The 26,725-nt window shown below is 62.7% G+C and carries 23 protein-coding genes; 13 read left to right on the top strand and 10 right to left on the bottom strand.

The window, feature by feature from the left end; genetic code table 11:
• Positions 1–3 precede the first annotated feature (3 nt).
• The 3 genes from pstA to RO069_RS19400 form a co-directional block, all read right to left on the bottom strand.
• Positions 4–1,278, bottom strand: a complete 1,275-nt coding sequence (gene pstA / locus RO069_RS19410; RefSeq protein ID WP_328189713.1) for a phosphate ABC transporter permease PstA — start codon at positions 1,276–1,278, stop codon at positions 4–6.
• The gene (gene pstC / locus RO069_RS19405; protein ID WP_328189712.1) at positions 1,271–2,659 is read right to left on the bottom strand and encodes a phosphate ABC transporter permease subunit PstC; all 1,389 of its coding nucleotides are present in this window, start codon (positions 2,657–2,659) and stop codon (positions 1,271–1,273) included. The genes pstA and pstC overlap by 8 nt, the downstream gene beginning before the upstream one ends.
• A gap of 144 nt (positions 2,660–2,803) precedes the next feature.
• Positions 2,804–3,853 (bottom strand): substrate-binding domain-containing protein, encoded by a 1,050-nt coding sequence (locus RO069_RS19400; protein ID WP_328189711.1) that lies wholly within the window; start codon positions 3,851–3,853, stop codon positions 2,804–2,806.
• A gap of 264 nt (positions 3,854–4,117) precedes the next feature.
• Here RO069_RS19400 and RO069_RS19395 point away from each other — a divergent pair, with 264 nt between their 5' ends.
• The 7 genes from RO069_RS19395 (at position 4,118) to RO069_RS19365 (ending at position 10,704) form a co-directional block, all read left to right on the top strand.
• On the top strand, positions 4,118–4,522 hold the full coding sequence (locus RO069_RS19395) for an acyl-CoA thioesterase (protein WP_328189710.1): 405 nt from the start codon (positions 4,118–4,120) through the stop codon (positions 4,520–4,522).
• Positions 4,523–4,679: 157 nt separating this feature from the next.
• The gene (gene phnD, locus RO069_RS19390) at positions 4,680–5,633 is read left to right on the top strand and encodes a phosphate/phosphite/phosphonate ABC transporter substrate-binding protein (protein ID WP_328189709.1); all 954 of its coding nucleotides are present in this window, start codon (positions 4,680–4,682) and stop codon (positions 5,631–5,633) included.
• A 16-nt stretch (positions 5,634–5,649) separates the two neighbouring features.
• Entirely contained in the window at positions 5,650–6,465 is an 816-nt protein-coding gene (gene phnC, locus RO069_RS19385; RefSeq protein ID WP_328189708.1) for a phosphonate ABC transporter ATP-binding protein, read from the top strand.
• A 3-nt stretch (positions 6,466–6,468) separates the two neighbouring features.
• Positions 6,469–7,281, top strand: a complete 813-nt coding sequence (gene phnE, locus RO069_RS19380; protein ID WP_328189707.1) for a phosphonate ABC transporter, permease protein PhnE — start codon at positions 6,469–6,471, stop codon at positions 7,279–7,281.
• On the top strand, positions 7,278–8,084 hold the full coding sequence (gene phnE, locus RO069_RS19375; RefSeq protein WP_328189706.1) for a phosphonate ABC transporter, permease protein PhnE: 807 nt from the start codon (positions 7,278–7,280) through the stop codon (positions 8,082–8,084). Before phnE (RO069_RS19380) ends, phnE (RO069_RS19375) begins: the two co-directional genes overlap by 4 nt.
• Positions 8,085–8,088: 4 nt before the next feature.
• Complete coding sequence (locus tag RO069_RS19370; protein WP_328189705.1) at positions 8,089–9,033, top strand: HAD-IIA family hydrolase; 945 nt, start codon at positions 8,089–8,091, stop codon at positions 9,031–9,033.
• Positions 9,034–9,120: 87 nt separating this feature from the next.
• On the top strand, positions 9,121–10,704 hold the full coding sequence (locus RO069_RS19365) for a glucan biosynthesis protein (protein WP_328189704.1): 1,584 nt from the start codon (positions 9,121–9,123) through the stop codon (positions 10,702–10,704).
• A gap of 120 nt (positions 10,705–10,824) precedes the next feature.
• Here RO069_RS19365 and uvrD read toward each other — a convergent pair whose 3' ends face one another.
• Positions 10,825–12,993 carry a DNA helicase II gene (gene uvrD / locus RO069_RS19360; RefSeq protein ID WP_328189703.1) on the bottom strand — a complete coding sequence of 723 codons (2,169 nt, stop codon included), beginning with the start codon at positions 12,991–12,993 and terminating at the stop codon, positions 10,825–10,827.
• 293 nt (positions 12,994–13,286) lie between these two features.
• Here uvrD and RO069_RS19355 point away from each other — a divergent pair, with 293 nt between their 5' ends.
• Positions 13,287–13,823, top strand: a complete 537-nt coding sequence (locus RO069_RS19355) for a PEP-CTERM sorting domain-containing protein (RefSeq protein WP_328189702.1) — start codon at positions 13,287–13,289, stop codon at positions 13,821–13,823.
• An 81-nt stretch (positions 13,824–13,904) separates the two neighbouring features.
• Here RO069_RS19355 and RO069_RS19350 read toward each other — a convergent pair whose 3' ends face one another.
• Positions 13,905–15,356: an NAD-dependent succinate-semialdehyde dehydrogenase gene (locus RO069_RS19350; RefSeq protein WP_328189701.1), complete on the bottom strand. Its 1,452-nt coding sequence runs from the start codon at positions 15,354–15,356 to the stop codon at positions 13,905–13,907.
• A 112-nt stretch (positions 15,357–15,468) separates the two neighbouring features.
• Between RO069_RS19350 and RO069_RS19345 the strand changes: the two genes are divergently transcribed.
• Both RO069_RS19345 and RO069_RS19340 read left to right on the top strand, forming a co-directional pair.
• Positions 15,469–15,633 (top strand): hypothetical protein, encoded by a 165-nt coding sequence (locus RO069_RS19345; RefSeq protein WP_328189700.1) that lies wholly within the window; start codon positions 15,469–15,471, stop codon positions 15,631–15,633.
• A complete protein-coding gene (locus tag RO069_RS19340; RefSeq protein WP_328189699.1) occupies positions 15,630–16,646 on the top strand; it encodes a histone deacetylase family protein in 1,017 nt (338 codons plus the stop codon). The genes RO069_RS19345 and RO069_RS19340 overlap by 4 nt, the downstream gene beginning before the upstream one ends.
• 9 nt (positions 16,647–16,655) lie before the next feature.
• Here RO069_RS19340 and RO069_RS19335 read toward each other — a convergent pair whose 3' ends face one another.
• Together RO069_RS19335 and thiI are read right to left on the bottom strand one after the other, a co-directional pair.
• Positions 16,656–17,399 (bottom strand): YdcF family protein, encoded by a 744-nt coding sequence (locus RO069_RS19335; protein WP_328189698.1) that lies wholly within the window; start codon positions 17,397–17,399, stop codon positions 16,656–16,658.
• A gap of 73 nt (positions 17,400–17,472) precedes the next feature.
• Positions 17,473–18,924 carry a tRNA uracil 4-sulfurtransferase ThiI gene (thiI, locus tag RO069_RS19330; RefSeq protein ID WP_328189697.1) on the bottom strand — a complete coding sequence of 484 codons (1,452 nt, stop codon included), beginning with the start codon at positions 18,922–18,924 and terminating at the stop codon, positions 17,473–17,475.
• A gap of 116 nt (positions 18,925–19,040) precedes the next feature.
• Here thiI and ppnN point away from each other — a divergent pair, with 116 nt between their 5' ends.
• Positions 19,041–20,426: a nucleotide 5'-monophosphate nucleosidase PpnN gene (ppnN, locus tag RO069_RS19325; RefSeq protein ID WP_328189696.1), complete on the top strand. Its 1,386-nt coding sequence runs from the start codon at positions 19,041–19,043 to the stop codon at positions 20,424–20,426.
• A 60-nt stretch (positions 20,427–20,486) separates the two neighbouring features.
• Here the strand turns inward: ppnN and RO069_RS19320 are convergent, their stop codons facing one another.
• Positions 20,487–20,789, bottom strand: coding sequence for a c-type cytochrome (locus RO069_RS19320; RefSeq protein WP_328189695.1), 303 nt, complete (start codon positions 20,787–20,789; stop codon positions 20,487–20,489).
• A 218-nt stretch (positions 20,790–21,007) separates the two neighbouring features.
• Between RO069_RS19320 and RO069_RS19315 the strand changes: the two genes are divergently transcribed.
• Complete coding sequence (locus tag RO069_RS19315) at positions 21,008–22,111, top strand: enoyl-CoA hydratase/isomerase family protein (protein WP_328189694.1); 1,104 nt, start codon at positions 21,008–21,010, stop codon at positions 22,109–22,111.
• A 161-nt stretch (positions 22,112–22,272) separates the two neighbouring features.
• Positions 22,273–25,092, top strand: coding sequence for a mechanosensitive ion channel domain-containing protein (locus tag RO069_RS19310; protein ID WP_328189693.1), 2,820 nt, complete (start codon positions 22,273–22,275; stop codon positions 25,090–25,092).
• A gap of 16 nt (positions 25,093–25,108) precedes the next feature.
• On the opposite strand, the gene RO069_RS19305 is transcribed toward RO069_RS19310, so the two are convergent.
• Together RO069_RS19305 and RO069_RS19300 are read right to left on the bottom strand one after the other, a co-directional pair.
• Entirely contained in the window at positions 25,109–25,756 is a 648-nt protein-coding gene (locus RO069_RS19305; protein WP_328189692.1) for a lysophospholipid acyltransferase family protein, read from the bottom strand.
• 10 nt (positions 25,757–25,766) lie between these two features.
• Positions 25,767–26,723 (bottom strand): phosphatidate cytidylyltransferase, encoded by a 957-nt coding sequence (locus tag RO069_RS19300; RefSeq protein WP_328189691.1) that lies wholly within the window; start codon positions 26,721–26,723, stop codon positions 25,767–25,769.
• Positions 26,724–26,725 lie beyond the last annotated feature (2 nt).

Below are 26,725 nucleotides of genomic sequence, written 5' to 3'. Positions count from 1 at the left end.
TCCTTACCACCGGCGCTCAAGACGCTTGCGCATCCAGATCGCCAATGCGTTCATACTGATCAGGAAGGCCAGCAGCACCATAATGGCCGCCGACGCCCGCTCGATAAAGGCCAGCTCCGGACTGCCCGCCCACAGGAACACCTGCACCGGCAATACCGTGGCGGAGTCCAGGAAACCCTCGGGTACATCCACGATAAACGCCACCATGCCAATCAGCAGCAGCGGCGCGGTCTCGCCCAGGGCCTGGGCCATGCCGATAATGGAACCGGTAAGCATGCCCGGCAGCGCCAGGGGCAGCACATGGTGCAGCACCACCTGCATCTTGGAGGCCCCCATGCCTTCGGCGGCCTCGCGAATGGACGGCGGTACACTCTTGATCGCCGCCCGGCTGGAAATAATGATGGTGGGCAGGGTCATCAGGGTCAGCACCAGACCACCCACCAACGGCACCGACCGGGGCATGCCGAACAGATTGATGAAGACCGCCAGGCCCAACAGACCGAAGATGATGGATGGCACCGCCGCCAGATTGTTGATATTCACCTCGATGAAATCGGTCAGCTTGTTCTGGGGCGCAAACTCCTCAAGATAGATGGCCGCCGCCACCCCGATGGGAAACGACAGTAACAGGGTCACAACCATGGTCAGCAGGGAGCCCACGATGGCACCGAGGATGCCGGCCCGGGACGGATCCCGGGAATCACCCCGACTGAACAGGACGTCGTTGAACGAGTTCTGCACCACGCCCTGCTCCACCAGTTGATCCACCCACCGCCGCTGTTGCTCGGTGAGTTTTATGGAGTACTGATCATCGCCAGCGTGCTTGACGTAGACGTCCACATTGGTATGGGACAGGAACGTCATGGTCTGGGTGGTACCCAGCAGGTCCGGGTTTTTCTCCAGGGCATCCCGCAACTGGTTCGAGGCATAGGGGTTGATCAGCCCGCGCACCGCGCTGCGGTCGGATTCCGTGGCGCCGGGAATCTGTTTCATCAACGCCTGGATCAGCGGTTCGACGAAATCCGCGTTCTTCATCTGGCGTTCGTCGCTGGCGTCATCGAGATACATCATCTCACCATCGACATCCACTTCCATGGTGATGGTGGTCTTGACGAAGGCCGTGTGCCCCTTGCCGATAATATCGGTGAAAAGCACCACCAGCGCCGTCAACGCGATGGCAATGGCCACGATGCCATAGGCCCGGAAACGGCGCTCCTTGCGGTAGCGGCGCTTCAGCGACTGGCGGACAATGGCCGCCTGTGACTGTTGATCATTCATACTGTTCCCGATATTTGCGTACGATGTGAAGGGCGAACACGTTGAGGATCAGGGTGGCCAGGAAGAGCATGGCACCCAGGGCGAAGGCCGCCAGGGTCTTGGCGCTGTCGAACTCCTGGTCTCCGGTCAGCAGGGTCACGATCTGCACAGTGACGGTGGTGACCGTTTCCAGCGGATTGGCCGTCAGGTTGGCCGCCAGGCCCGCCGCCATGACCACGATCATGGTCTCGCCAATGGCACGGGACACCGCCAGCAGTATGCCCCCCATGATGCCCGGCAGGGCCGCGGGAAAGATCACCTTCTTCATGGTTTCCGACTGGGTGGCCCCCAGGGCCAGTGAGCCGTCGCGGAGCGTCTGGGGCACCGCGTTGATGACGTCGTCGGAGAGCGACGACACAAAGGGAATGATCATGATGCCCATGACACCACCGGCCGCCAGGGCGCTCTGGGATGAGGCATCAATGCCCAGGGAAGCGGCAAAGTTGCTGATAAACGGCGCCACGGTCAGGGCGGCAAAGAAGCCATAGACCACGGTAGGGATGCCGGCCAGCATTTCCAGCAGGGGTTTGACGACGCCCCGTACCTTCTTGTTGGCGTATTCAGACAGGTAGATCGCCGACAGCAGCCCGACCGGCACCGCCACCACCATGGCAATCGCCGAGATCAGCAGGGTGCCGGTAAACAGCGGGATCATGCCAAAGGAGCCTTCTGCCGCCACCTGGTCCGCGCGCAGGGCGGTCTGCGGACTCCAGCTGGTACCGAAGAAGAACTCAAAGAACGAAATCTTGCCGAAGAAACGAACCGTCTCGAAGAACACCGAGAAAATAATGCCCAGGGTGGTGAGGATGGCCAGGGCCGCGCAGGAAAAGAAGATCCACTTCAGGGTGGTCTCTACCTGAACGCGGGCATTCAGCCGTGGCCGGATACGCACCCAGCCCAGGAAACCGGCCAGCACGGCCACCGCCACAACCAGCGACGTCATGTACCAGCGACTCAGCTCCCGTAGCGTAGCCAGGCGTTCGGCGGCCTCCGCCACCGGCGGCTCGACGAAATCAGCCGGCAACGCTCCGCTGGCCACATTGCTGATCTTGCTCAGCAGCAGGCTGGCGGCACCATCGGAATCCGGGATCATGTCCGGCGGCAGGGAGCCCACCACCAGTAACTGGATGACCTTTCCCTGGAACGCCGCCCATAGCGCCAGTACGATCAACGCCGGAATACCGCACCACAGCGCCGCCCGGGCACCATAGTAGAACGGCAGGGATTTCAGGTGGCGAATACCACCCAGGGGCATGGCCAGCGATCGCGAGCGGGCGTACCCGAGCCCGTACGCCACCAGCGCCATGACCAGCGTGAGTAGGAAAAGATTGGCCGCTTGCATGCAATTGTCCGTCTTCAGAAACTTCAGGACCAGTGGCTCCAGAAGAAGTTTTCTTCCGTTACCAGACTGACCGCCTCACATACGCCAAAGGGTGCGGGCCCTGTTGGACCCGCACCCTCGGTGTCATCCGGTTGAGACCGGACCTTACATCAACTCGTCCTTGCTCAGGTTCGGCATCTCTGCCGCCTTGTCCTGCAGATCCATCAGCGCATCACGGGGAGGCACGATCAGGCCAACGGCCTTCAGGTAGCCGTTCGGGCCCATGGCGCCGGCGCTGGTGAATTCCTCGGTATACTCGGTAATACCCGGAACCACGCCGATGTGAGCCTTCTTCACGTAGAAGAACAGGGAGCGGGCAACAGGGTACTCGTCAGCGGCGATGTTCTCCACTGTCGGCACCATGCCGTTCAGGCGGGCAGCCTGCAGGCGGTCCGAGTTCTCTTCCAGGAAGCTGTAGCCGAACACACCGAACATGTCGGTATCGTCGATCAGCTTCTGGACGATCAGGTTGTCGTTCTCGCCGGCTTCGATGAAGGCGCCGTCTTCACGGATGCTGTGGCATACGCCTTCCATGTCGTCTTCGCTCATGTTGGCAACGGCCGGCAGGTCTTCACAGCCGCCCTGCATGGCCAGCTCGACGAAGGCGTCACGGGTACCGGACGTCGGGGGCGGGCCCATAACCATGATCGGCTTGTTCGGCAGGCTGGAGTCAACATCGCTCCAGTTCTCGTAGGGGTTATCGATCAGTTTGGACTCATCGTCCGGATCCGGAACCTGCTTGCCCAGGGCCAGGAACAGCTGCTCCAGGGTGATGTCCAGGTTCTCGGCTTCGCTGGAGCTGGCGATAACGATACCGTCGGAACCGATACGGAACTCGGTGATGTCCTCAACGCCATTGCTCTGGCACAGGTCGTACTCGGACGGCTTCATGCGACGGGAGGCGTTGGTGATGTCCGGGTGCTGGGTGCCGATGCCCTGGCAGAACAGCTTCAGGCCACCGCCGGAACCGGTGGATTCCAGTTTCGGGGTCGGGAAGTCGGAGTTGGCACCAAAACGCTCGGCCACAACGGTAGCAAACGGGTAAACGGTGGAAGAACCCACGATGCTGATCGTGTCACGGGCCATGGCCGGCGTGGATACGGCGGCAACAGAGCCTGCCAGTGCTGCGGTTGCGAGTGCTGCTCTCAGTTTCATACGTTGCATCTCCATCGGTTTATTCGCTGTCGGGTTATCCGATGGTGGGCAGATTACGGACAGTCTATGACAACTTTGTGACACACGCAGGATTAATTTCCACTTGCGGCGCCTTCAACTAACTGTCGATTTCACTTGCATACAGCGGCGTGATGAATACCATGCTCAGCAAATAATCAGGGAATCCGGAATTGACGGCCCTCCCGATCATGAATATAGGGCTTACCCGACGGCCCCAATCCAAGAAAAACAAGGTAGCGCTCAATGACTGACTTCGACGACGACAGGCCCACTCCCCGTGGGGAACTGGTGATCCAGATAGTGCCCCTGCCCGCCGACACCAATGCCAACGGTGACGTCTACGCCGGCTGGCTGGTGCAGCAGATGGACACCGCCGCCGGCACCCTCGCCGGACGCATCTCCCAGGGCCGCAACGCCACCGTCGCCATGGACCGCATGGAATTCCTCTCGCCCCTGCGCATCGGCGCCCAGGTGGGCTGCTACTGCGAGCTGGTGGACATCGGTCGCAGCTCCATGAAGATCAATGTGGAAGTGTGGACCCGGGACCGCAACAACAAGGGGGCCCGCAAGGTAACCGAAGGCCTGTTTGTGTATGTGGCCATTGATGAGCATGGCCGCATTCGCGAGGTTCCGGAACAGGCCCGCTGAAGCCTCCCGTGGCGTGGCGCGCCGCCGTTCCTTTATATCGAAGGAAGCTCGTCCTGCCATCGATGTGTCGCGTCTGCACCTTGCTGTCATAAAAGCATCATCGGATTGCCTTACTGTCCGGGAGTGAACCTATTCCCAGACAACAAGGAGTCCGACGATGACCATGAAGCCGCTGACGTTACTGGCCTGCCTTCCCCTGATGCTGCCCCTGGCCGGCCACGCCGAGTTCACCCTCGACAGCCGCTATCAGGACCAGGACGGCGACCTGGTGGCCGACATCCCCGCCGATGCCGACCAGCAGGTGGATCCCTCCACCCTCATCTTTGCCTACACCCCGGTTGAAGACCCGGCGGTCTACCGGGAAGTCTGGTCCGAATTCCTGGACCACCTGGCTGACGCCACCGGCAAGCAAGTCCAGTTTTTCCCGGTACAGTCCAACGCCGCCCAGATCGAAGCCATGCGCGCCGGTCGCCTGCATATTGCCGGCTTCAACACCGGTTCCAACCCGCTGGCGGTAGCCTGCGCGGGCTTTCGTCCCTTTACCATGATGGCGGCGGAAGATGGCTCTTTCGGCTACGAGATGGAAATCATCACCCATCCCGACTCAGGCATTGACGAGGTCGAGGACATTCGCGGTGGTGAGCTGGCGTTCACTTCCCAGACCTCCAACTCCGGCTTCAAGGCGCCGTCGGCGATCCTGAAAGCCGACTATGGCATGATCGCCGGCGAGGACTTCGAACCGGTGTTCTCCGGCAAGCACGACAACTCCATCCTGGGCGTCGCCAACCAGGACTATCCCGCCGCAGCCATCGCCAACTCGGTGCTCAACCGCATGTTGAGCCGCGACGTGGTGAGCGAAGACCAGATCAATACCATCTATACGTCCCAGACCTTTCCCACCACCGGCTATGGCATCGCCCACAACCTGACACCGGAGTTGCAGGAAGCCATCCAGGACGCCTTCTTTTCCTTCGAATGGGAAGGCACCGCACTGGAAGAGGAATTCTCCAAATCCGGTGAGGCCCAGTTTATTCCGATTACCTTCAAGGAACACTGGGAAGTGATCCGCAAGATCGACAATGCCAACGGCGTTCAATACAACTGCCAATAAGCGGTGAACCGGCCACGTGCTTACACTCAGTCATCTCTCAAAAACCTATCCCGCCGGAGATACCGCCCTCCGCCAGGTCAGCTTCGAGGTACCGGCTGGCCAGGTGGTGGGGCTGATCGGCCCTTCCGGTGCGGGCAAGTCCACCCTGATCCGGTGCATCAACCGCCTGGTGGAACCGTCCGCCGGGGAGATCCTGCTGTCGGACACCAACCTGGCGACCCTGCGGGGCGGTGCACTGCGACGTGCCCGGCGCCGGATCGGCATGATCTTCCAGGAGTACGCCCTGGTGGAGCGCCTGACGGTGATGGAGAACGTACTGTCCGGTCGGCTCGGTTACGTGCCGGCCTGGCGGTCGTTCCTGCGCCGCTACTCGCCACGGGACGTGGCCCAGGCATTCTCGTTGCTGGATCAGGTGGGGCTGTCCGATCACTTCAACAAGCGGGCCGACGCCCTATCCGGCGGCCAGCGCCAGCGCGTTGGCATCGCCCGGGCCCTGGAACAGGATCCGGAACTGCTGCTGGTGGACGAGCCCACCGCGTCCCTGGACCCCAAGACCTCGCGCCAGATCATGCGCCTGATCGGCAGTGCCTGCCGGGAGAGGAACCTGCCGGCCATCATCAATATCCACGACGTGATGCTGGCCCAGCAGTTCACCGACCGGATCATCGGCCTGAGGGCCGGTGAAGTGGTCTTCGACGGCGCGCCGAACGCCCTGACCGACGAGGTGCTGACCCGTATCTACGGGGATGAGGACTGGACCCGGATGCGGGGCGAGGACACCGGGAATGAGCATACCCAGGCACCGTCGGTCGACCTGGCCGAAGGGGTGTAACGGATGCAATCGCCGACCACCTCCTACCCGACACGCTGGAAGCGACCGCCACTCATCCTCACCCATCCGGTCTGGCGACGGGTTATCTACCTGGGCGCCCTGATCTACCTGGTGCTTGCGGTCCAGAGTATCGAGATCGACTGGCAGCGGGTGTGGCTGGGTCTGGACCGTGGCTGGAAATTCGTGGAAGGCTTCCTGGTGCCGGATTTCGTCACCCGGTGGCGGGATATCAGCGAAGGCCTGATGGAGAGCCTGACCATGACGGTGACCTCAACGGTGGCCGGCATCCTGATTTCCGTGCCCATCGGCATCGGTGCCGCCCGCAACCTGGCACCGGCGCCGGTCTACCTGGCCTGCCGGAGCATCATCACCCTGTCCCGCTCGTTCCAGGAGGTGATCATCGCCATCCTGCTGGTGGCCATGTTCGGCTTCGGGCCTTTTGCGGGCTTCCTGACCCTGGCGTTCGCCACCATCGGTTTCCTGTCGAAACTGCTGGCGGAGGACATCGAGGAATGCGACCACAGTCAGCTTGAAGCCATCCGCGCCACCGGCGCAAGCTGGTGGCAGGTGGTTAACTACGCCGTGCAGCCCCAGGTCATGCCCCGGCTGGTGGGGCTGTCCCTGTACCGCCTGGATATCAACTTCCGGGAATCGGCGGTGATCGGCATTGTCGGTGCCGGTGGTATCGGGGCCACCCTGAACACGGCCATCGACCGCTACGAGTATGACTCCGCCGGCGCCATCCTGATCATCATCATCGCCATCGTGCTGGTGGTGGAATATTCGTCTTCCTGGATTCGCAGGTGGGTACAATGACCGACACCTCCACACCGGTATGGCACTACCGGACACCGAAGCAGACACTGCTGCGGTGGCTGGGCTGGTTCTCGCTGGTGGCGCTGACCGTGCTCTGCTGGCAGTTGATGACCGAGAACACCATCTGGGCGTTCGTCAGCGACGCGCCCGACCAGGCGGCGGACATTGGCGAGCGCATGTTTCCGCCAGCCTGGGGATACATCGGCGAATTGTGGGAGCCCCTCTGGGACACCATCAACATTGCCACCCTTGGCACCCTGATCGGCGTGGCCATTGCGGTCCCCGTGGCCTTCCTGGCCGCCAGCAACACCACTCCCAGCACCCGATTTGTGCGCCCCCTGGCCCTGCTGGTGATCGTCGCCTCCCGCTCCATCAATTCACTGATCTGGGCCCTGCTGCTGGTGGCCATTATCGGGCCGGGCCTGCTGGCAGGGGTGATTGCCATCGGGCTGCGGTCCATCGGCTTTGTGGCCAAACTGCTTTACGAGGCGATCGAGGAAATCGACACAACCCAGGTTGAGGCCGTTCGCGCCACCGGTGCCAGCGGTGCCCAGGTGATCGACTATGCCATCGTGCCGCAGATACTACCGGCGTTCTGGGGCATCAGCGTGTTCCGCTGGGACATCAACATCCGCGAGTCCACCATCCTGGGACTGGTGGGTGCCGGTGGCCTGGGCATACAGCTCAGCGCTTCGTTGGCCACCCTGGCCTGGAACCAGGTGGCCATGATCTTCGTGGTGATTCTGGTCACGGTCATTGCCTCAGAGTGGGTATCCGCCCGGGTACGTCAGGCGGTAATCTGAGGGCATGACCGACAGCCATCCCACCACCTTTGACGGCGTTACCCCGACCCCCGCCTGGGCCTTTGACCAGTACCAGCGGCTGCGGGATCAGCTCCCGGCCACGTCCGCCAGCCGTGGTACTCCCCGGTGGATAGCGTCACTGGAGCCGCTGGCCGGTGAGTTCGACGCCTTTGTGTTCGATGCCTTCGGGGTGCTGAATACCGGCATGGCGGTTATCCCCGGCGCGGTAGAACGACTCGCCAGCCTGCAGGTCAGCGGTAAACCGATACTGGTGCTTTCCAACGCCGCCACTGCCAGCCAGCAGGTCCTGACCGCGAAATACCGGGCCATGGGGTTCGAACTGACCGAAGACAGGATCATCTCCAGCCGCTGGCTGCTGGAAGATTCCCTCGCCCGGGAACCCAGGCACGGCGTGTGGGGCGTGATCGCGCCGGCCCATTCGGACAGCCACTCACTGGGCCCTCTCACACAGCAGCCGGTACGCCCCGGCGTGACCGACCAGGCACTGGATGCCTGCGACGGGTTTATCTTCCTGAGCAGTGAGCATTGGGATGAGTCCCTGCACACGCAAGTGTCCAACAGCCTGAAGCGTCGCCAGCGACCGCTGGAGGTGGCGAACCCGGACCTGGTGGCGCCCCGCGGCGACTGCCTGACCCTGGAACCAGGCTTCTTCGCCCACAGACTGCGGGAGGAGACCGGCATCAACCCGCGCTTCTTCGGCAAGCCTTACGGCCCGGCCTTTGACGCCGCCCTTGAGCGCCTGGCCGGCATTCCCGCCCATCGCATACTGATGGTCGGCGACACCCTGCACACGGATATCCTGGGCGCCAGGGCCAAGGGAATGGCGAGCCTGCTGGTCACCGACCATGGCTCACTGGCGGGTATGGACCTGGACGCCTGCATCCGGGCGTCTGGCATTACGCCGGACTTTGTCACTGGCTCGATCTGACCAGCCGGCCCGCCTTTCGGAATCGTAACCCCCTGATGCGTGACACCACAGGCAGAATAGGGACACCGTTTGCCATAGGAGTCACCCATGGATCGACGTTCCCTGTTGCTTCACCTGGCCGCTGCCGCCGGCGTATCTGGCCTGCCCCTGTCCGCGCTGCTGGCACCCCGCCCGGCGGCGGCCAGCAAGGTTCCGCTGCCCGAGCAGTTCGACTTTGCCTGGCTCAAGGGTCATGCCCGTCACCTGGCCGACCAGCCCCACGCCCCTGCCAGGGAACAGGTGCCCCAGGCCCTGAAGGACATCTCCTGGGATGATTACCAGTCGATCCGGTTCAAGGCCGACCAGGCACTCTGGCATGACCAGGACAATCCCTTCGAGATCGGTTTCTTCCACCTGGGTCTGTATTTCCAGGAACCCGTGCACCTGTACGAACTGGTGAACGGCCAGCCCCGGGAGATCCCCTACAGCCCGGACAACTTCACCTACCAGGGCGAACAATCCCTGCAGGGGCTGCCGGATGATCTCGGTTACGCCGGCTTCCGGGTCCGCTTCCATACCGACCATGAACGGGACCTGGCCGCCTTCCTGGGGGCCAGCTACTTCCGCGCCGTGGGCGAATCCATGCAGTACGGCCTGTCCGCCCGGGGGCTGGCGGTGGATACGGCCCTGGACAGCGGCGAGGAGTTTCCCCGCTTCACCGCGTTCTGGTTCCAGCAGCCGCCGGCAGGGTCTTCACGACTCACCCTCTATGCGTTGCTGGAATCCGACAGCGTTACCGGTGCCTACGCCTTCGACCTCTACCCGGGGCGGAACATGGTGATGGACATCGACGCGGTCCTCTATCCTCGCCGCACCATCGAACGCGTCGGCATTGCCCCGCTCACCAGCATGTACCAGATGGGCGAGAACGACCGCCGCATGGCCAACGACTGGCGACCGGAAATCCACGATTCCGACGGCCTTTCCCTGTGGACCGGGGCGGGTGAGTGGATCTGGCGACCGCTGCGCAATCCCCGCCACCTGCGGGTAAACAGCTTCCTGGACAACAATCCCCGGGGCTTTGGCCTGCTGCAGCGGGACCGGGATTTCGACCACTACCAGGACGACAGCGTGTTCTATGAAAAGCGGCCCAGCCTGTGGGTGGAGCCCAGTAGCGGCTGGGGTGAAGGCTCGGTGATGCTGGTGGAGATTTCCACGGCGGATGAAACCATGGACAACATCGTCGCCTTCTGGCACCCCAAGGAACCACTGGAGCCGGGCCGGGAGCACCTGTTCAGCTACCGGCTGACCTGGGGAGAGAATCCGCCGGTTTCCTATGGCAACCTGGCGACGGTGCAGGCAACCCGAACCGGCATCGGCGGTGTGGTGGGGCAGGAGCGCACCTACTTCTCGCGGCGCTTTGCCATCGATTTTGCCGGTGGCATGCTGGACATGATGGGCGAGGATGCCGAGGTGGAGCCGGTGATCGAGGTCAGCCGGGGCAAGGTGGAAATCACGTCGGCCCGGCCACTGGACGCCATCAATGGCTACCGGGCCATGTTCGACCTGGTGCCGGATGACTCATCCGAACCCATTGATATGCGCGTGTACCTGCGCCTGGGCGACCAGCCACTGACGGAGACCTGGGTGTACCAGTACACCCCGCCGCCTGTGGCGGAAAGGGAGTACTGACACCTAAGTCCGATGCGTCTCGGTGTGGGGAGGTCTTTCCGCCGGGAAAAAGGTGTCTGAGCGAAGCGAGTTCTTTTTCCCAGAGGAAAGGCCTCCCCTCGCCGGGACGCCCCCCAAACCTCAGCAGGCCTCCAAAGGCGCATAGGCCAACACCAGCCATTTGGCGCCATCGTCGAAGTTCACCTGAACGCGGGTATGGTGGCCACTGCCCTCGCTGTTCATCACGATCCCTTCGCCAAACTTGGGGTGGCGCACCCGCTGACCCAGGGTGAACCCGGCCTGTTCCGCCGGGCCCGCATTGTCGAACAGCCCCTCGTTGGGCCGTGACACCATCGCCGGGCGGCTGATGCTGTTGCGTAGTCGCACTTCCTGCAGGCAGTCCGCCGGAATCTCACGCACAAAGCGGGACAGGGCGTGGAACTTCTCCTGCCCGTACAGCCGGCGTGATTCGGCGTAGGTGAGGATCAGACGCTTCATGGCCCGGGTGATGCCCACGTAGGCCAGCCGGCGTTCCTCCTCCATGCGCCCCGGCTCTTCAAGCGACATGCTGTGGGGGAACAGCCCTTCCTCGACACCGGCCAGGAACACCAGCGGGAACTCCAGGCCCTTGGCGGAGTGCAGGGTCATCAACTGCACGCTGTCCTCATGGGTGTCCGCCTGGGCCTCGCCCGCGTCCAGGGCCGCCTGGGCGATGAATTCCGACAGCGCGTCCTCGTCGTCCTCCACCTCATAGTCCGACAGGGCATTGACCAGTTCCTCCAGGTTCTCCACCCGGGCCTGGCCCTTCTCACCCTTCTCGTTGGCGTGGAAATCCTTGAGGCCGCTGAGTTCCAGGGTTTCCTTCATCAAGCCCTGCAGGGACGACTGGTCCACCTTATCGGTCAGGGTCTGGATAATGTCAATAAACTGTTGCAGGCCGGTGCGTGCCTTGCCCTTGACCACGCCGGCGTCCAGCATGCGCTCGGACGCCTCCCACAGGGAGATGCCCTGCTCGGTGGCGTAGGCCCGCAAATCCCCCAGGCTCTTGGCGCCAATGCCCCGGGTGGGCACGTTCACCACCCGTTCGAAGGCGGCATCGTCCCGGCGGTAGTGCACCAGCCGCAGGTAGGCGATGGCATTGCGGATTTCCTGGCGATCATAGAACCGCAGGCCGCCGTAGACCCGGTAGGGAATGCCCTGGCGCATCAGGGATTCCTCCAGCACCCGGGACTGGGCGTTGGAGCGGTAGAGAATGGCCGCCTCGCTGCGCAGGTTGCCCTCGTCCACCCAGGCACTGATGGTGTCGGCAATGTAGTTCGCCTCGTCCATCTCGTTGAACGCGGCATACAGGCTGATGGGTTCGCCGTCGGGGCCATCGGTCCACAGCTCCTTGCCGAGACGCCCCTGGTTGTTGGCGATAACGGCGTTGGCGGCCTTGAGGATCAGTTGGGTGGAACGGTAGTTCTGCTCCAGGCGCACCAGCCGGGAATTGGGGAAGTCCCGCTGGTACTGCTGGATGTTCTCGATCTTCGCGCCCCGCCATCCATAGATGGACTGGTCGTCGTCACCCACCACGGTCAGCGGCACCCGGTTGCTGGCCAGGATCTGCAGCCAGGCGTACTGGATGGTGTTGGTGTCCTGGAACTCATCCACCAGGATGTGCTGGAAGCGGCGCTGGTAATGGGCCAGCAGTTCTGGCCGGTGCAGCCAGAGTTCGTGGGATCGCAGCAGCAGCTCACCGAAATCCACCAGGCCGCCCTGGTGGCACAGTTTTTCGTACTGGCGGTAGATCTGCAGCATGGTGCTGGTGAAGTGGTCGCCCGGGTTCTCCTGGATGTGGCCGGCCCGCAGGCCTTCATCCTTGTGGCTGTTGATGAACCACTGGGCCTGGCGGGGCGGCCAGCGGCCCTCGTCGATCTGCAGCTCCCGCATTACCCGCTTGACCAGGCGCAACTGGTCGTCGCTGTCCAGCACCTGGAAGTTCTCCGGCAGGCCGGCGTCCTGGTAGTGGGCCCGCAGCAGGCGGTGGGCAATGCCATGGAAGGTGCCGAACCACATGCCCCGGGCCGGAACGTCCATCATCTGTTCGATGCGGTAGCGCATCTCCTTCGCCGCCTTGTTGGTGAAGGTCACGGCCAGGATGCCGGTGGGCGGCACCCCATCCACCTGCATCAGCCAGGCCATGCGATGGACCAGCACCCGGGTCTTGCCACTGCCGGCACCCGCCAGCACCAGCAGATGGTCGTTCTGGGCGGTGACCGCTTCACGCTGGGCGTCGTTCAGGGGATCGATGATGGGGGAGACATCCATAATAAAGTCCAATACTGGCTATTTAAACAGGTCCCGAAGTATAACAGGGGCCATGCGCAGATGCGGTTATGGCATCAGCAGGACTGCGAATCGTATCAAAGCGAGGGTCAGCCTCACATCGTTAAAGCCCCCCAAATATGTCGAATAAATTTACATAGATTTGTTCTGATCAAAAAACACTCACATGGAACCAACTGAAATCATTCGCAGTGACACATTCAGGTATGGGTGATGCTTTACCTCGCATCGGAGTCGCAAGACTTCATACCGATAACTGGAAAGGACGAGAAACCATGGACAAGAAACTGACTTGCATGCTGCTGGCAGCGGCGGTCTGGGTGCTACCGTTAAATGCCAACGCTCATACGATAGCGCTCGGATGGGACGTTCTAGGCAATGGTGACGTCATGTTCTACGACGCTCACTGGCACGGGAACCTGGGCGGTCCAAATGGCTCGTTATTTATCGACGGCGATGAATACGCTTTTACCGGCATCGAGAATGACGTGAATTCCCGAACAGGGCTGGAAGGAGCATTGATCAATTCGCAGTACTACTCCTGGGACTCGGGGCCGGGTACCCTGACAGCGATCACTTCGAATAACGACTGGTTGACGGTGTTGGTCTCTGGCCTGGAGCCAGGCTCCCATACCTTTGCCACAACCAATATCGCGCTCACTCAATGGACGCTCGACGATAACCAGAGCAGCGTTACCATTGATCTGCCCCCGCCCCCGACCAGCAATGTGCCAGAACCTTCTTCCCTGGCTCTGATGGCACTGGGATTGCTGGGATTGGGTTTCGCACGCAGGCGGACAAACCGCGCCTGACTCCCTGAGCCTTCCGGGCACTTCTCGGCAGCAGGATCGGATTCGGTCCTGCTGCCTCTATTTTCCCGAAGCACCTTGCTTTCAGAACCCCCGCGGCACCGCCTGCGGCTCCACAAACTCAAACAGGCCCTCGGTGCCGCCCTCGCGGCCGATGCCGGAGGCTTTCATGCCGCCGAAGGGGGCTTCCGGGGCCGGGCCGGTGCCGGTGTTCCAGCCCACATGGCCGAAGCGCAGGCCGCCGGCGACGCGCTGGGCGCGGTCCTCGTCGGCGGTGAACACGTAGGACGCCAGGCCGAACTCGGTGTCGTTGCCCATTTCGATGGCTTCATCCTCGGAGCTGAAGGCCACCATGGGCACCAGCGGGCCGAAGGTTTCCTCCCGGAAACAGGCCATATCGCGCTTGACGCCGGACACCACCGTGGGCGGGAAGAACAGCTTGTCCTTCGGCAGGTCATCCGGCTGGGTGCCCGCCACCAGGCTGGCGCCTTTCTTCAGGGCATCTGCCAGGTGGTCGCGGACCTTGTCGAAGCCGGCCCGGTTGATCAGCGGGCCGATATCCACGTCGCCGTTGATGCCATCGCCCACGGTCATTTTATTGACCCGGTCCGCCAGCTTGCTGGCGAAGGTGTCCATTACCTTCTCATGGACGAAGATGCGGTTGGCGCAGACACAGGTCTGCCCGCCGCCCCGGAATTTGTTGGCGATCAGGTTGTCCGCAGCCTTGTCCAGGTCGGCGTCGTCGAACACGATGAACGGCGCGTTGCCGCCCAGCTCCAGGGCCAGTTTCTTGACCTGGTCGGCGGTGTCGATGATCAGCTTGCGGCCCACTTCGGTGGAGCCGGTGAAGCTGAGCATGGGCACGTCCGGGTTTTCGCATAGTTCCTTGCCGATCACGCTGGCCTTGCCCATCACCAGGTTGATCATGCCTTCGGGCAGGTCCACGTTCTCGTCGATGACGGTGAACATGGCAATCATGGTGAGCGGGGTTTCACTGGCGGGCTTGATCACCGACGGGCAGCCGGCGGCCATGGCGGCGGACAGTTTCTTGGCGATCATGCCGATGGGGAAGTTCCACGGGGTGATCAGCCCCACCACGCCCACCGGACGGTAGTGGATGGTCCAGGTGCAGTCCCGGGGCTTTTCCTCCAGGGTATGGGCATTCAGGTCGCCGATGGTCTTGGAGAAATAGTCGAAGAAACCGGCGGCGTAGTCCACCTCGCCCTGGGCCTCGTTCAGGGGCTTTCCGTGCTCCAGGCAGAGGATACGGCCGATCTCCTCCCGGTTGTCCTTGAGGGCATCGCGGATGCCTTCCAGCCACTGCCGGCGGGTCTCGATGGCGTAAGGTTCGGTCAGCTTGAGGGCCGACTTGCCGGCCTCGATGGCCGCCCTGACATCCTCCACCGGCATCGAGGGCACACTGGCGAGTACTTGCCCCGTCGCCGGGTTGTAAACATCAAAGGTATTGTCGCCGGTGGCTTTCCACTGGCCGCCAATATAGCCTTTCAGGTTTTTCAGCAGGGGTGACTCGATCATGGTGACTCCTCTTTTTGAGAGACAGTGTTTGAGAGACAGCTGCTATCGCTTGTTCGCTGTTGTTCGACGCTGTCCGGGGTGTTGACGAAAACGTCCGGGAGTGAGACTACTGGTGAAACCGCTGACCACCCTGACGATCCGTGAAGGGTTCAGACGTTCTGTGGACATATTGGCTGCCTTTGTGACGTCTGTAAAGGCAATCGGCCAGCCCCTGCAAGAAGCCGGCAGGCATCTATACTGGTCAAAAACGTTGATTCATCAGGAGACCGGAACATGAAAGCGTATTTTCACCCGTCACAGGACCTGCACGCTCCCAAGACGTACTTCACCCGCGGTCAGATGCGCCAGCCCCAGGAGGTGGCGGACCGTACCGGTCAGATGCTGGAGGGCCTGAAGGAACTGGGGGTGGAAGTGCTCCAGCCCGCGGACCAGGGGGCCGGCCCCATCTCCGACATCCATGACCTGGGCTACCTGCGCTTCCTGGAATCCGCCCATCGCCGCTGGATGGAGCAGGAGGACTGGGGCGAGGAGGTAATCTCCAATATCTTCGTGCGCGCCCCCAACCACCTGCAGGGCATTCTCGCGGAGGCGGCCCGCTACCAGGCCGATGGCAGCTCGCCCATCGGTCCGAAAACCTGGGAGGCGGCCTACTGGTCGGCCCAGTCCGCGCTGGGCGCGGCGGACGCCATCAAGGCCGGCGACCGGGTATCCTATGCCGTCTGTCGGCCACCGGGACACCACGCCCGCCGTGATGCCGCCGGTGGCTTCTGCTACCTCAACAATGCCGCCATCGCCGCCCAGCACCTGCAGGACCGGTTCGCGCGGGTGGCGATCCTGGATACCGACATGCACCACGGCCAGGGCGTGCAGGAGATCTTCTACGACCGCAGCGACATCCTCTACATCTCGATCCACGGTGACCCCACCAATTTCTACCCGGTGGTCACCGGTTTCCAGAATGAGCGGGGTGAAGGCGATGGCGAGGGGTACAACATCAACTATCCCATGCCCCACGGGTCCAGCGAGGAGCATTTCTTCGACACCCTGGACCAGGCTCTCACCGACATCAAACTCTACGATCCAGACGTGCTGGTCCTGTGCCTGGGCTTTGATATCTACAAGAACGACCCCCAGGCCAAGGTATCGGTAACCTCCGAGGGCTTTGGCCGCCTCGGCAAACACATCAGCCAGTTGCACCTGCCCACCCTGGTGGTGCAGGAAGGCGGTTACGACCTGGAGTCCCTGAGCGAGAACGTGCAGCAGTTTTTCCGGGGCATCGGCGGGGTCTGAGATTCCGGTTTAAAGGGTCAGCCAGTAGTAGACACGCCCGATCTGCTCATGGAGCAGACGGGTGTTCTGCTGCAGGTAGTAGGTGCGGGGTACCAGTTCGATGCCGTCGTGATCCCCGGTATGGATAAAGCCCATGGGCGCGGGGATCACCTCAAAGCCCAGGCGCTCGAACTCGGGGATGGCCCGGGTCAGGTGGGCGGCGTGGGTCACCAGCAGGATGGTATCCAGGTTGCCGGCGTTGAGGATACGGGCGCTGAACTCGGCGTTCTCCCGGGTGTCGCTGCTCTCGTGCTCCAGCCAGCGGGCCTGGATGTTGAAGGCCTCGTCCAGCATGCGGTTCATCAACTGCGCCTCGGACTCCAGGTCCCGCTCCTCATTTCTGCCACCGGTCAGCAGTAGCGGCAGACCGGTACGACGGTGCCAGCGAGCGGCCTCCGCCAACCGGGCCAGGGGTGCCTCGGCCACCACGTCCCGCCCGGACCACTGGGGCGCATCGGTCTCACGGCCACCGCCCAGGACCACGATGACATCCGCCCGGGACGCCTCCTCCACCGTCGGCACCGGATGGTCTTCCAGACCGATGCTGAGCACCGACTGGGCGGGCGGTATTGACAGCAGGTAGAGGGTGACCAGTCCCAGGATCATCAGTGCCCAGCCGACTCGGGGAAAACGCCTTACCAGCAGCATGCCCGCTGCCATCAGCAGGATATTCAGGAACGGGGGCAACACGGCGTACTTGAGAACGTAGAGCATGGGCAGGAGTCCTTTCGCGCATGGGAGAACTGCCCCGGACGACCGGGGCGCAAGCGGTTATTCTAGCGGCAGATCAGCCCGGCACATACACCTTGATATTGTCGTGCCCCTCGGCCTTCAGGTGGCCGGCGTGCATGCGGCTCATGGTGCCCTTGTCGCAATAGAGCAGGTAACAGCGTCCCCGGTCCAGGTCGTCAACCTGCTGGTTGAGTTCGTAGAACGGGATGTTGATCACCTGGTTATTGGTCAGGGTCAGGGGCGAGCGCTGCTCCTCATCGGGATGGCGCACATCGATGATCACGTCGTCCACGGCCGGGGTACTGACCAGCTCCACGTCCTCGGGAGTCACCTCCGAGATCATCATGCGGGAGACCGGGGTTTCGGTGCGGTTGTCCACCGCCTGTTGCAGGGCCGCCGGGTCCATCAGGGCCTCGTCCGCCTCAACCCGATGCAGTCTGGCCCGGGTGGCGGGTTTCTGGGAGATCACCCCGCAGTACTCGGGCATGTTGCGGGCGTAGGATTCCGTATCGATATCATGGGCGATACGGATGATCTGCTGCTTGTCCATGGCAATCAGGGGTCGCAGCACAATCATGTCGCTGGCCCGGTCCACCACATTCAGGTTGGTCAGGGTCTGGCTGGACACCTGGGCCACCGCGTCCCCCATCACCAGGCCCTCGACCCGCAGCTCTTCCGCCACCCGGTCCGCCGCCTTCAGCATCTGGCGTTTGAGCACCACCCCCCAGTGCCGGTGATTGACCGAGCGCATGATCTCGGCTACTACTCCTTCAAAGGGCACGGAAACAAACTTCACCGAATGGGACGAGCCGTAACGCTGCCAGAGGTGACTGACCACCTGTTTCACGCCCACCTCGTGGGCCTGCCCGCCCAGGTTGAAGAAGAGGAAGTGACTACGAAGGCCCCGGCGCATCATCAGGTAGGCCGCCACCGAGGAATCGTAGCCACCGGAGATCAGCGTCATCACGGTTTCGACACTGCCGATGGGGTAGCCACCCATGCCCTCATGCTTACGGTGGGAGATGTGGAATCGGTCGTCGCGCACGTCGATGCGCACCTCCACATCCGGCTCCTTGAGCCGCACACCGGCGGCATCGGTGTGGGCCAGCAGGTAGCCGCCCACCTGACGCTCCAGCTCGCTGGAGGTGAAATCGTGCTTGCCACTGCGCCGGGCCCGAACCGCGAAGGTCTGACCGGCAAGACGCTGCTGGTAGGCTGCCAGGGCCTTCTCGGCGACATCGTCCAGGTCCTGCAGGGGGTATACGGAAATCTCCTGGATGGACGAAATGCCGGGAATGCGGCTCAACTCGTCCAGCACCGGGCTCAGCAGACCCCGATCCTCCGGAACGTCCACATCGATCCGGTCCCAGGCGCCTTCCACCCGGATGTCGCCATCAAGCCGCGTCAGCAGCTTGCGGATATTCTGGCGTAGCTGGCGCATCTGCTGGCGACGGACGGGCTTACTCTTGATGGCCACTTCGGCGGCCGGGCGAATCAGTAACATCATGGGATTAAAGGATCGGGTCGGGGGTGACTGGCGCTTCTAACGTGAATCACCTAGTTTACCCGGTTCCCGTAATGGCTCAAAATCCGGCCTTGCCGAAATCAGAAAGGATGCCTGGAATGCAGAAACAACCCACGGTCAATGCCCTCGTTTCACCGGAGGGCAGCCTCGAGATCCTGTCCAACCACGAGGTCAACCGCCTCAAGGACCGGAGCGAGGGTGGCCTCTACCAGTTGTTCCGTCAGTGCGCGCTGGCCGTGCTCAATACCGGCGCGGAGACCGACGACTGCAAGGACCTGATGGAGGCCTACGCCGACTTCGACATCCGGCTGGTGCCCCAGCCCCGGGGCCTCAAGCTGGAAGTGGTGAATGCACCGGCCAGCGCCTTCGTGGACGGGGAAATGCTGCGGGCCATCCGTGAACACCTGTTTGCAGTGCTCAGGGACCTGGTCTACTCGAATACCATTCCCTCCTCGGTGGCCGGTTTCCGCCGGGACAACCCGGAAGACATCACCAACCTGATCTTCCACGTGCTGCGCAATGCCCGCGCCCTGCAGGCGGGCCGCCAGCCCGACCTGGTGGTGTGCTGGGGCGGTCACTCCATCAGTCGCGAGGAATACACCTACAGCAAGGAAGTGGGGCACCAGTTGGGCCTTCGTGGCCTGAGCATCTGCACCGGCTGTGGTCCGGGCGCCATGAAGGGTCCCATGAAGGGCGCCACCATTGGCCACGCCAAACAGCGGGTGAAGAATGGCCGCTACATCGGCATCACCGAACCGGGCATTATCGGGGCCGAGGCCCCCAACCCCATCGTCAACGAGCTGGTGATCCTGCCGGATATCGAGAAGCGCCTGGAGGCCTTCGTGCGGGCCGGCCATGGCATCATCGTGTTCCCCGGTGGCGTGGGCACCGCGGAGGAAATCCTCTACCTGCTGGGCATCCTGCTGCACCCGGACAATGCCGATATCCCCTTCCCGGTGGTGTTCACCGGCCTGAAGGAGAATGCCGAGTATTTCGAGATGATCGACCGCTTTATCCGCAACGCCCTGGGGGACAAGGCGGCGGAGAAGTACGAGATCATCATCGACGACCCGGAACGGGTGGCCCAGACCATGAAGAAAGGCGTCACCGAAGTGGAGACCTTCCGCCGGGCCATGCAGGACGCCTACCACTTCAACTGGATGCTGAAAATCGACCCGGTGTTCCAGCTACCCTTCGACCCCACCCACGTCAGTATGCGGGCCCTGGACCTGCACACCGAACAGCCGGCACACCTGATCGCGGCCAACCTGCGCAAGGCATTCAGTGGCATTGTGGCGGGCAACGTGAAAGCGGACGGCATCCGCCAGGTGCAGGCGAAAGGTCCGTTCGAGATTGCCGGCGACCCGGTGTTGCTGGATCCCCTGGAAGAGATGCTGGCGGCCTTCGTGGCCCAGGATCGCATGAAACTGCCTGGTGGCTCCGCCTATATCCCCAGTTACCGGATCGTCAGCGGGGGGTACTGACCGCAGGGAGACAGAAAACCGGCCAGGCAAGGGCCGGTTTTTCATCGGTGAGGGGCTGGTCTATTCGCCCCCGTCCGCTGGCAGGCTGGCATAATAGGCTGCCAGGTTGGCGATATCCTCATCGCTCAGGCCCGCGGCCTGTCCCTGCATGACCACCGCCTGGCCACCACCACGCTCCTTGCTGCGATAGGCTTTCAGGGCGGAAATAAGGTAGGCCTCATTCTGGCCCGCCAGGTTGGGATACCCCGGGATCTGGGCAATACCATTACTGCCATGGCAGGCTGCGCAAACTGCGGCCTTGGCCTTGCCAGCCTCAGGATTACCGGCGGCGGAAACCGCACCAGTCCATATCACGCTCGCCATGAGCGCACCTGCTATTACCACTTTGCCAACATTCATAGGTCTCTCCATCTGTTTTTTGATGTTATAACACAGGTTCAGGAAGTCGCGGTTGAGGCATATCAAGTCGGTCTATCCGCCTGTGACCTGCGACCTTCGTACGCTTTATTTCTGGTAGAGTTATCGCCAAAGTAAGTGATTCGAGCGTTGCAAGACAAACCAGAAGGACTGCGCCAGACAGCATGAGCATCCAGACCCGGGAAATCCCCTGCCGAAGCGGCACCCTCGGCATCCTCACCCTGAATTCGCCGGACAAACTGAATGCCCTGTCCACCGCCATGCTCACCGGACTGCAGACGCAACTGGATGCCTGGGCCGAAAACGATGACATCTGCCTGGTTCTGATCACCGCCAACGGGGATCGCGCCTTCTCGGCGGGGATCGATCTGCGGGAGGTATACCAGGCCACCCGGGCAACAGCACCATCCACGGCCGTTGCAGACATATTCGCCCGGGAGTACCGGGTGGATTACACCCTGCACACCTTTCCCAAGCCGGTGATCACCCTGGCCCAAGGTATTACCATGGGCGGCGGCATGGGCCTGCTGCAAGCCAGCCGCTACCGACTGATCACACCGGAAACGGTCATGGCCATGCCCGAGGCCACCATCGGCCTGTTCCCGGACGCGGGGGCCAGCTGGTTCCTCAACCGCCTGCCCGGCAGCATCGGCCTGTTCATGGGCCTGACCGGGGCCCGGCTCAATGCCAGTGACGCCATGCGGGTGGGACTGGCCGACCTGACACTTGATCGTGAACGACAGGATGAGCTTGTCGAACGCATCAGCGAGCAATACTGGACCGGCGAGATTGCCGCCGACGACAACCGCCTGTTCCGGCTGCTGAACCAGACCAGCGAGGCCCATCCATCGAACCTGCCGGACAGTGAACTGGCCCTCTACGAACAGGATATCGCCCGCCTGTGCCGCCGGGATGAGCTGTCACGTGTAATCGCAAGGCTGCTGGAAAGCCCGCCCGGCGACGACTGGTGGAACGCCTGCATGGACGGCCTCCGCAGGGCCTGCCCGGTATCACTGGGCCTGCTGGAGAGCCAGCTTGCCCATGGCCTGCAGATGTCCCTGAAGGATATCTTCCGGATGGAACTGGCCATGGCCGCCAACTGCGGTTGCCACCCCGACCTGCAGGAAGGTATCCGTGCCCTGGTCATCGACCGGGACCGGCACCCGACCTGGTCCTGTCGTTCATTGGCAGAGGTATCGGAAGCCACTATCGAGGGCTATTTCGAGGCGCCCTGGCCGGAACAGGAATCACCACTGACGGACCTTTGACACGGCACCATAACGTCCGTCGATCTGTAGATTCCGGTCATGCTGACCGTTTATCAATGCCCCGATCAGGCTACACTGGTTATCCGGAACCATCGTGGATGGCGCGCGCTGTCCAGGGCAAAGTAACGACTCCCCGAGAGACAGAGGACGTTCCCGTAACCATGACCAGACAACCGGCACCATCGCCACGACCCCGCGCCCTCACCCTTGGTCTGCTCCTGCTGCTGGCGGCACTGTCTACCGGCCCGGCCACCGCCGCCATCACCGATCTGCTGCCATCCGGCGCCCGGGAAGCCGTGGATAGCGAGGGTAGCCAGGCGGAACCGGGGGAGGTCGAGAACAACGAACAGGGTAACCAGCCGGCAGGCGACGGCAACGGGTCAGCCGACGCTGACGGGGAAAAGGAACAGGCACCACCACCGGAACCCTCCCCCAACCCGGTACAGCCAAGCCTGGAAGACTACGAGGAAGAGCCCGTTGAAAGCCAGCTACAGGCCGCCGAGAATGCCGATATTCGCCAGCAGATCCAGGTGTTGCGCGATTCCCTCGATAAACGCCAGGCAGCGCTGGAGGCCACGAACCAGCGGCTGGCCCACGCCGAGTCCCAACTGGAGCGCCTCAACCAGGAGTACCAGAGTTTCGAGCTACGCCTGGAGAAAGCCGGCCTCAACCTGACCGAGGAGTACGCCCGCCTGCTGCGCCAGCGGCTGGACCGCCTGGAAAGCCAGACCGTTGCCGCCGGGCTGACCCAGGGCATCAGCGAGCAGCTTTCCGCGGCGCGGGAGGAACAGCTTCGCCTCGAGGAATACGGCGCCGTCACCTCCCCCGAGGCCACCAGCCGGGACCGTATGAAGCAGAAACGCACTGACCTGATTGCCCAGCTCCACTCGGCGGTCACCCAGCATATTGAAGCACTCAACGAATATTACAACACTGTCATCGACCTGCAGGATCGGTTCTACGATTACCAGGAACTGCTGCAGCAACGGCTGTTCTGGCTGCCCAGTGCCGACCCGGTCAGTCTCGATCTGTTCCGTCACCTGTACGAGAGTGTCACCTGGTTCCTTTCCGGGTTCCGGGGGCCCGATCTCATGGAAACCCTGGAGCGGTCGGTGTCCGAGCGGGGCCTGCGCATCCTGGCGATGACACTGGGCGTGGTCCTGCTGCTGGCCCGGCGCAAGCGCATCGTCCGGGCGCTGATCGATTCCGGGCAGTATGTGGGCAATGTGGGCCGGGACCGGATACACCACACGCTGGCCGCTGCCCTGTTCAGCGTATTGCTGGCCTTGCCCGGGGTTCTGCTCCTGTCCATCCTGGCCCTGTTGCTGAAGGAGGGTAACGCCTTCTTTGCGGCCCTGGCTTCAGGCCTGACCGGCGCGGCATTCGTGACCCTGCTACTACGGACCCTTCACTCCGTGGCCCGCCGGGAAGGACTGGGTGAACGCCACTTCCGCTGGAACGCCGACTCCCTGCAGGCCATCCGCCGCAATATTCCTCTGCTGCTGGCGGTGCTTGTTCCCGTCACCATCATCATGGCGCCACTGAACACGCCCCAGGGGGCCAGTTTTAACGACAGCCTTGGCCGCCTGTTGTTCGCCATTGCCTCCGCCGCCCTGTCCCTGTTCGCCCACCGGGTGATGTCGTCGGTGCGCCTCCATCATCCCGAACGCCGCCTGCTGAAAGGCGCTTACATCCTCGCCGTTGGCCTGCCGATACTGCTGGCACTGGCATCATTATGGGGCTACCACTACACGGCAGTGGAACTGGAAGGCCTGATGTTTATCAGCATTTCCTGGCTGGCGTTTGTCATGCTGCTGTACTACATGGCCCTGCGGGGGCTGGCGGTCAGGGAGCGTCGGCTGACCCTGGATCGCCTGCGGGAGCAGCGGGCCGCCGAACGCCGGCTGGCGGAAGCCCGGGAGGCGGCGGAATCCTCCGGCGAGGGGGTGCCGGTCGCCCTGGACATGCCGGAGATGGACCTCAAGGACATCAGCCAGCAGAGCAAGGCGCTGCTCAGGATTCTTGCGGTTGTCCTGGCGGTGGCCGTGTTGTGGGTCTTCTGGGCCGATGTCATACCAGCCCTTCAGGTCTTCGACAATATCACCCTGTGGACCATCACCACCGGTGTCGAAGGGGCCGACCCGTTGCCCATCACCCTCGGTGACCTGATGATGGCCCTGCTGTTTGGTGCCGGCACGGTGCTGGCCGCCCGCAACCTTCCCGGCACCCTGGAGGTCATGGTGCTCAGCCGGCTCAAGCTGGAGCCCGGAGCGGGCTACGCCATCACCACCATGGCCACCTACGTCATCGTGTTCATCGGCATTGCCGCGTCGCTGGCAGTGATCGGCCTGCAGTGGTCCAAGCTGCAATGGCTGGTGGCGGCCCTCGGCGTTGGCCTGGGCTTTGGCCTGCAGGAAATCGTGGCCAACTTCGTTTCCGGCATCATCCTGCTGTTCGAGCGCCCCATCCGCGTGGGGGATACCGTGTCCATCGGCACCACCACCGGCACCGTCTCCCGTATCCGCATCCGCGCCACCACCCTGGTGGACTGGGACCGCAAGGAGCAGATCATCCCCAACAAGACGTTCGTGACCCAGGACCTGACCAACTGGACCCTGTCCGACCCCATCACCCGGGTCATCATCCGCGTGGGCGTCGCATTCGGTTCGGATGTGGACAAGGTACGCGACCTGCTCTACGACGTGGCCCTGAAGAACGACCGGGTGGTGGACGATCCGGCGCCAGCGGTGTTCTGCGTGGGCTTTGGGGACAGCAGCGTGAACTTCGAGGTGCGGGTGTTCGTGCGGGATCTGCTGGACTTCATGCCGTTGTCCCACGAGCTGCATTCCGCCATTACCCGGTCACTGCACGAGGCGGGCGTCGAGATCCCCTTCCCGCAGCGGGATATCCACATCCGCACGGCGTCGGGGGCCTGGAATCCCGGCCAGCCCGACGGTGATCAGCAGAAAGGGGATGCCTGACCCGCCGGCAGTGGCGCTACTCCTCCACCCGCCGGGTCAGGCACCGGGCCAGTTGCTCATCGAATGCCACGCTGAGCCGGTCAATGAACTCATCAGCGCTGTCACCGGGCACATGGGCCTCGCCGACGACGACATCGCAGTTGAACGGCACGATCATGGAGCCCCCCTTGGGCATGGCACGGCCAAGCCCGTGCATCACCACCGTGGTCACGTTGACACCGGCCACGCTGCGGGCCAGGTGATAGACCCCCTTGCGCAGGGGTTGCATCTTTTCCGGATCACCCCGACTGCCCTCCGGAAACAGCAGCAGGATCTCACCGTTGTCCAGGGCGGCCTGGCACTCGGCAAACAGTTCCTCCCTTGACGCGCCACCCTGCCGGTCCAGGGGAATAATGCCGATCACCCGAAGGGCGAACCAGGCCAGCAGCCGGTTGCGCAGGAAATAATCGGCCGCCGCCACCGGTCGCACCTTCGGCAACTGGCGGATGGGAAACAGCGCCATCAGCACCATGGTGTCCAGGTGGCTGTTGTGATTGGCCGCAATGATGGCCGGGCCGGAGCGGGGAAGGCGCTCGCGGTTATACAGGTTGAGCCCCAGCACGATGAACACCACCGGCTTGACCAGCAGCAGGAAGAACAGTTTTTTCAGGCTGTTGCCAAACATGACGCCCCCTTCAGTACTTGAGGTAGTAGATGAAGTGGAAGAACAGCGGCGCCGTGTACATCAGGCTGTCGATGCGATCGAGGATGCCGCCATGGCCCGGAATCAACTGCCCGGTGTCCTTGATACCCAGGTCCCGCTTGGTGGCCGACACCGTCAGGTCCCCCACAAATCCCGCCACGCCAATCAGCAGGCCGGCCCCCAGCCCTTCGAACCAGGACAGTGGCGTCAGCCAGGTGGACAGCAGCATCGCCAGTACCATGGTGGTACCCACGCCCCCCAGGAAGCCGGCCCAGGTCTTGTTGGGGCTGATCTTCGGCACGATCTTGCGCTTGCCCAGGGTCTTGCCCCAGAGGTACTGGGCCACGTCGTTGAACTGGGTCAGGAACAGCAGGTAGAGCACCAGCCCGATGGGCCCACCCGCCGGGTTGCGCTCCCCGGGCAGGATCAGCAGGTAGGCAATATGGCTGATGGCGAACACCGTGGTCATCACCGCCCATTGGTAAGAAGTGGCGGACCGGATAAAGCCCCGGGTTTCCCCCAGCATCAGCAGGGCGAAGGGAATGAACAGGAACAGGTAGACCGGGATGAAGATGATGAACACCCCGTACCAGTCCAGGGCGACCCAGTAGTACTGCACCGGGATCATCAGGTACAGGGCCAGGATCACGCGGCGGTCCGTATGGCGAACGGGGAGTATGGAGAAGAACTCCCGCAGCGCCAGGAAGCTCAGCACAGCAAAGAAGGCCAGCGACGCCCCACGACCGATGATCAGCACCACGAACACCACGCCCACCATGATCCACCAGGAGTTGATACGCTGGCGCAACTCCCGGTGGGCCTCCGCCGCCATGCGGCTTGCCAGTAACCGTTCCGCCACCGAGCCGATGACCAGCAGCAGGAACACCGCCAGCATGGCATACTGGATACTGGCGGGTAGCGACAGGATCAGCAGGAAGGACAGGTCCATGG

It is taken from the genome of Marinobacter sp. OP 3.4, from assembly GCF_036224885.1.
GTDB lineage: Bacteria > Pseudomonadota > Gammaproteobacteria > Pseudomonadales > Oleiphilaceae > Marinobacter.
This window is presented reverse-complemented; position numbering and strand designations above follow the sequence as displayed.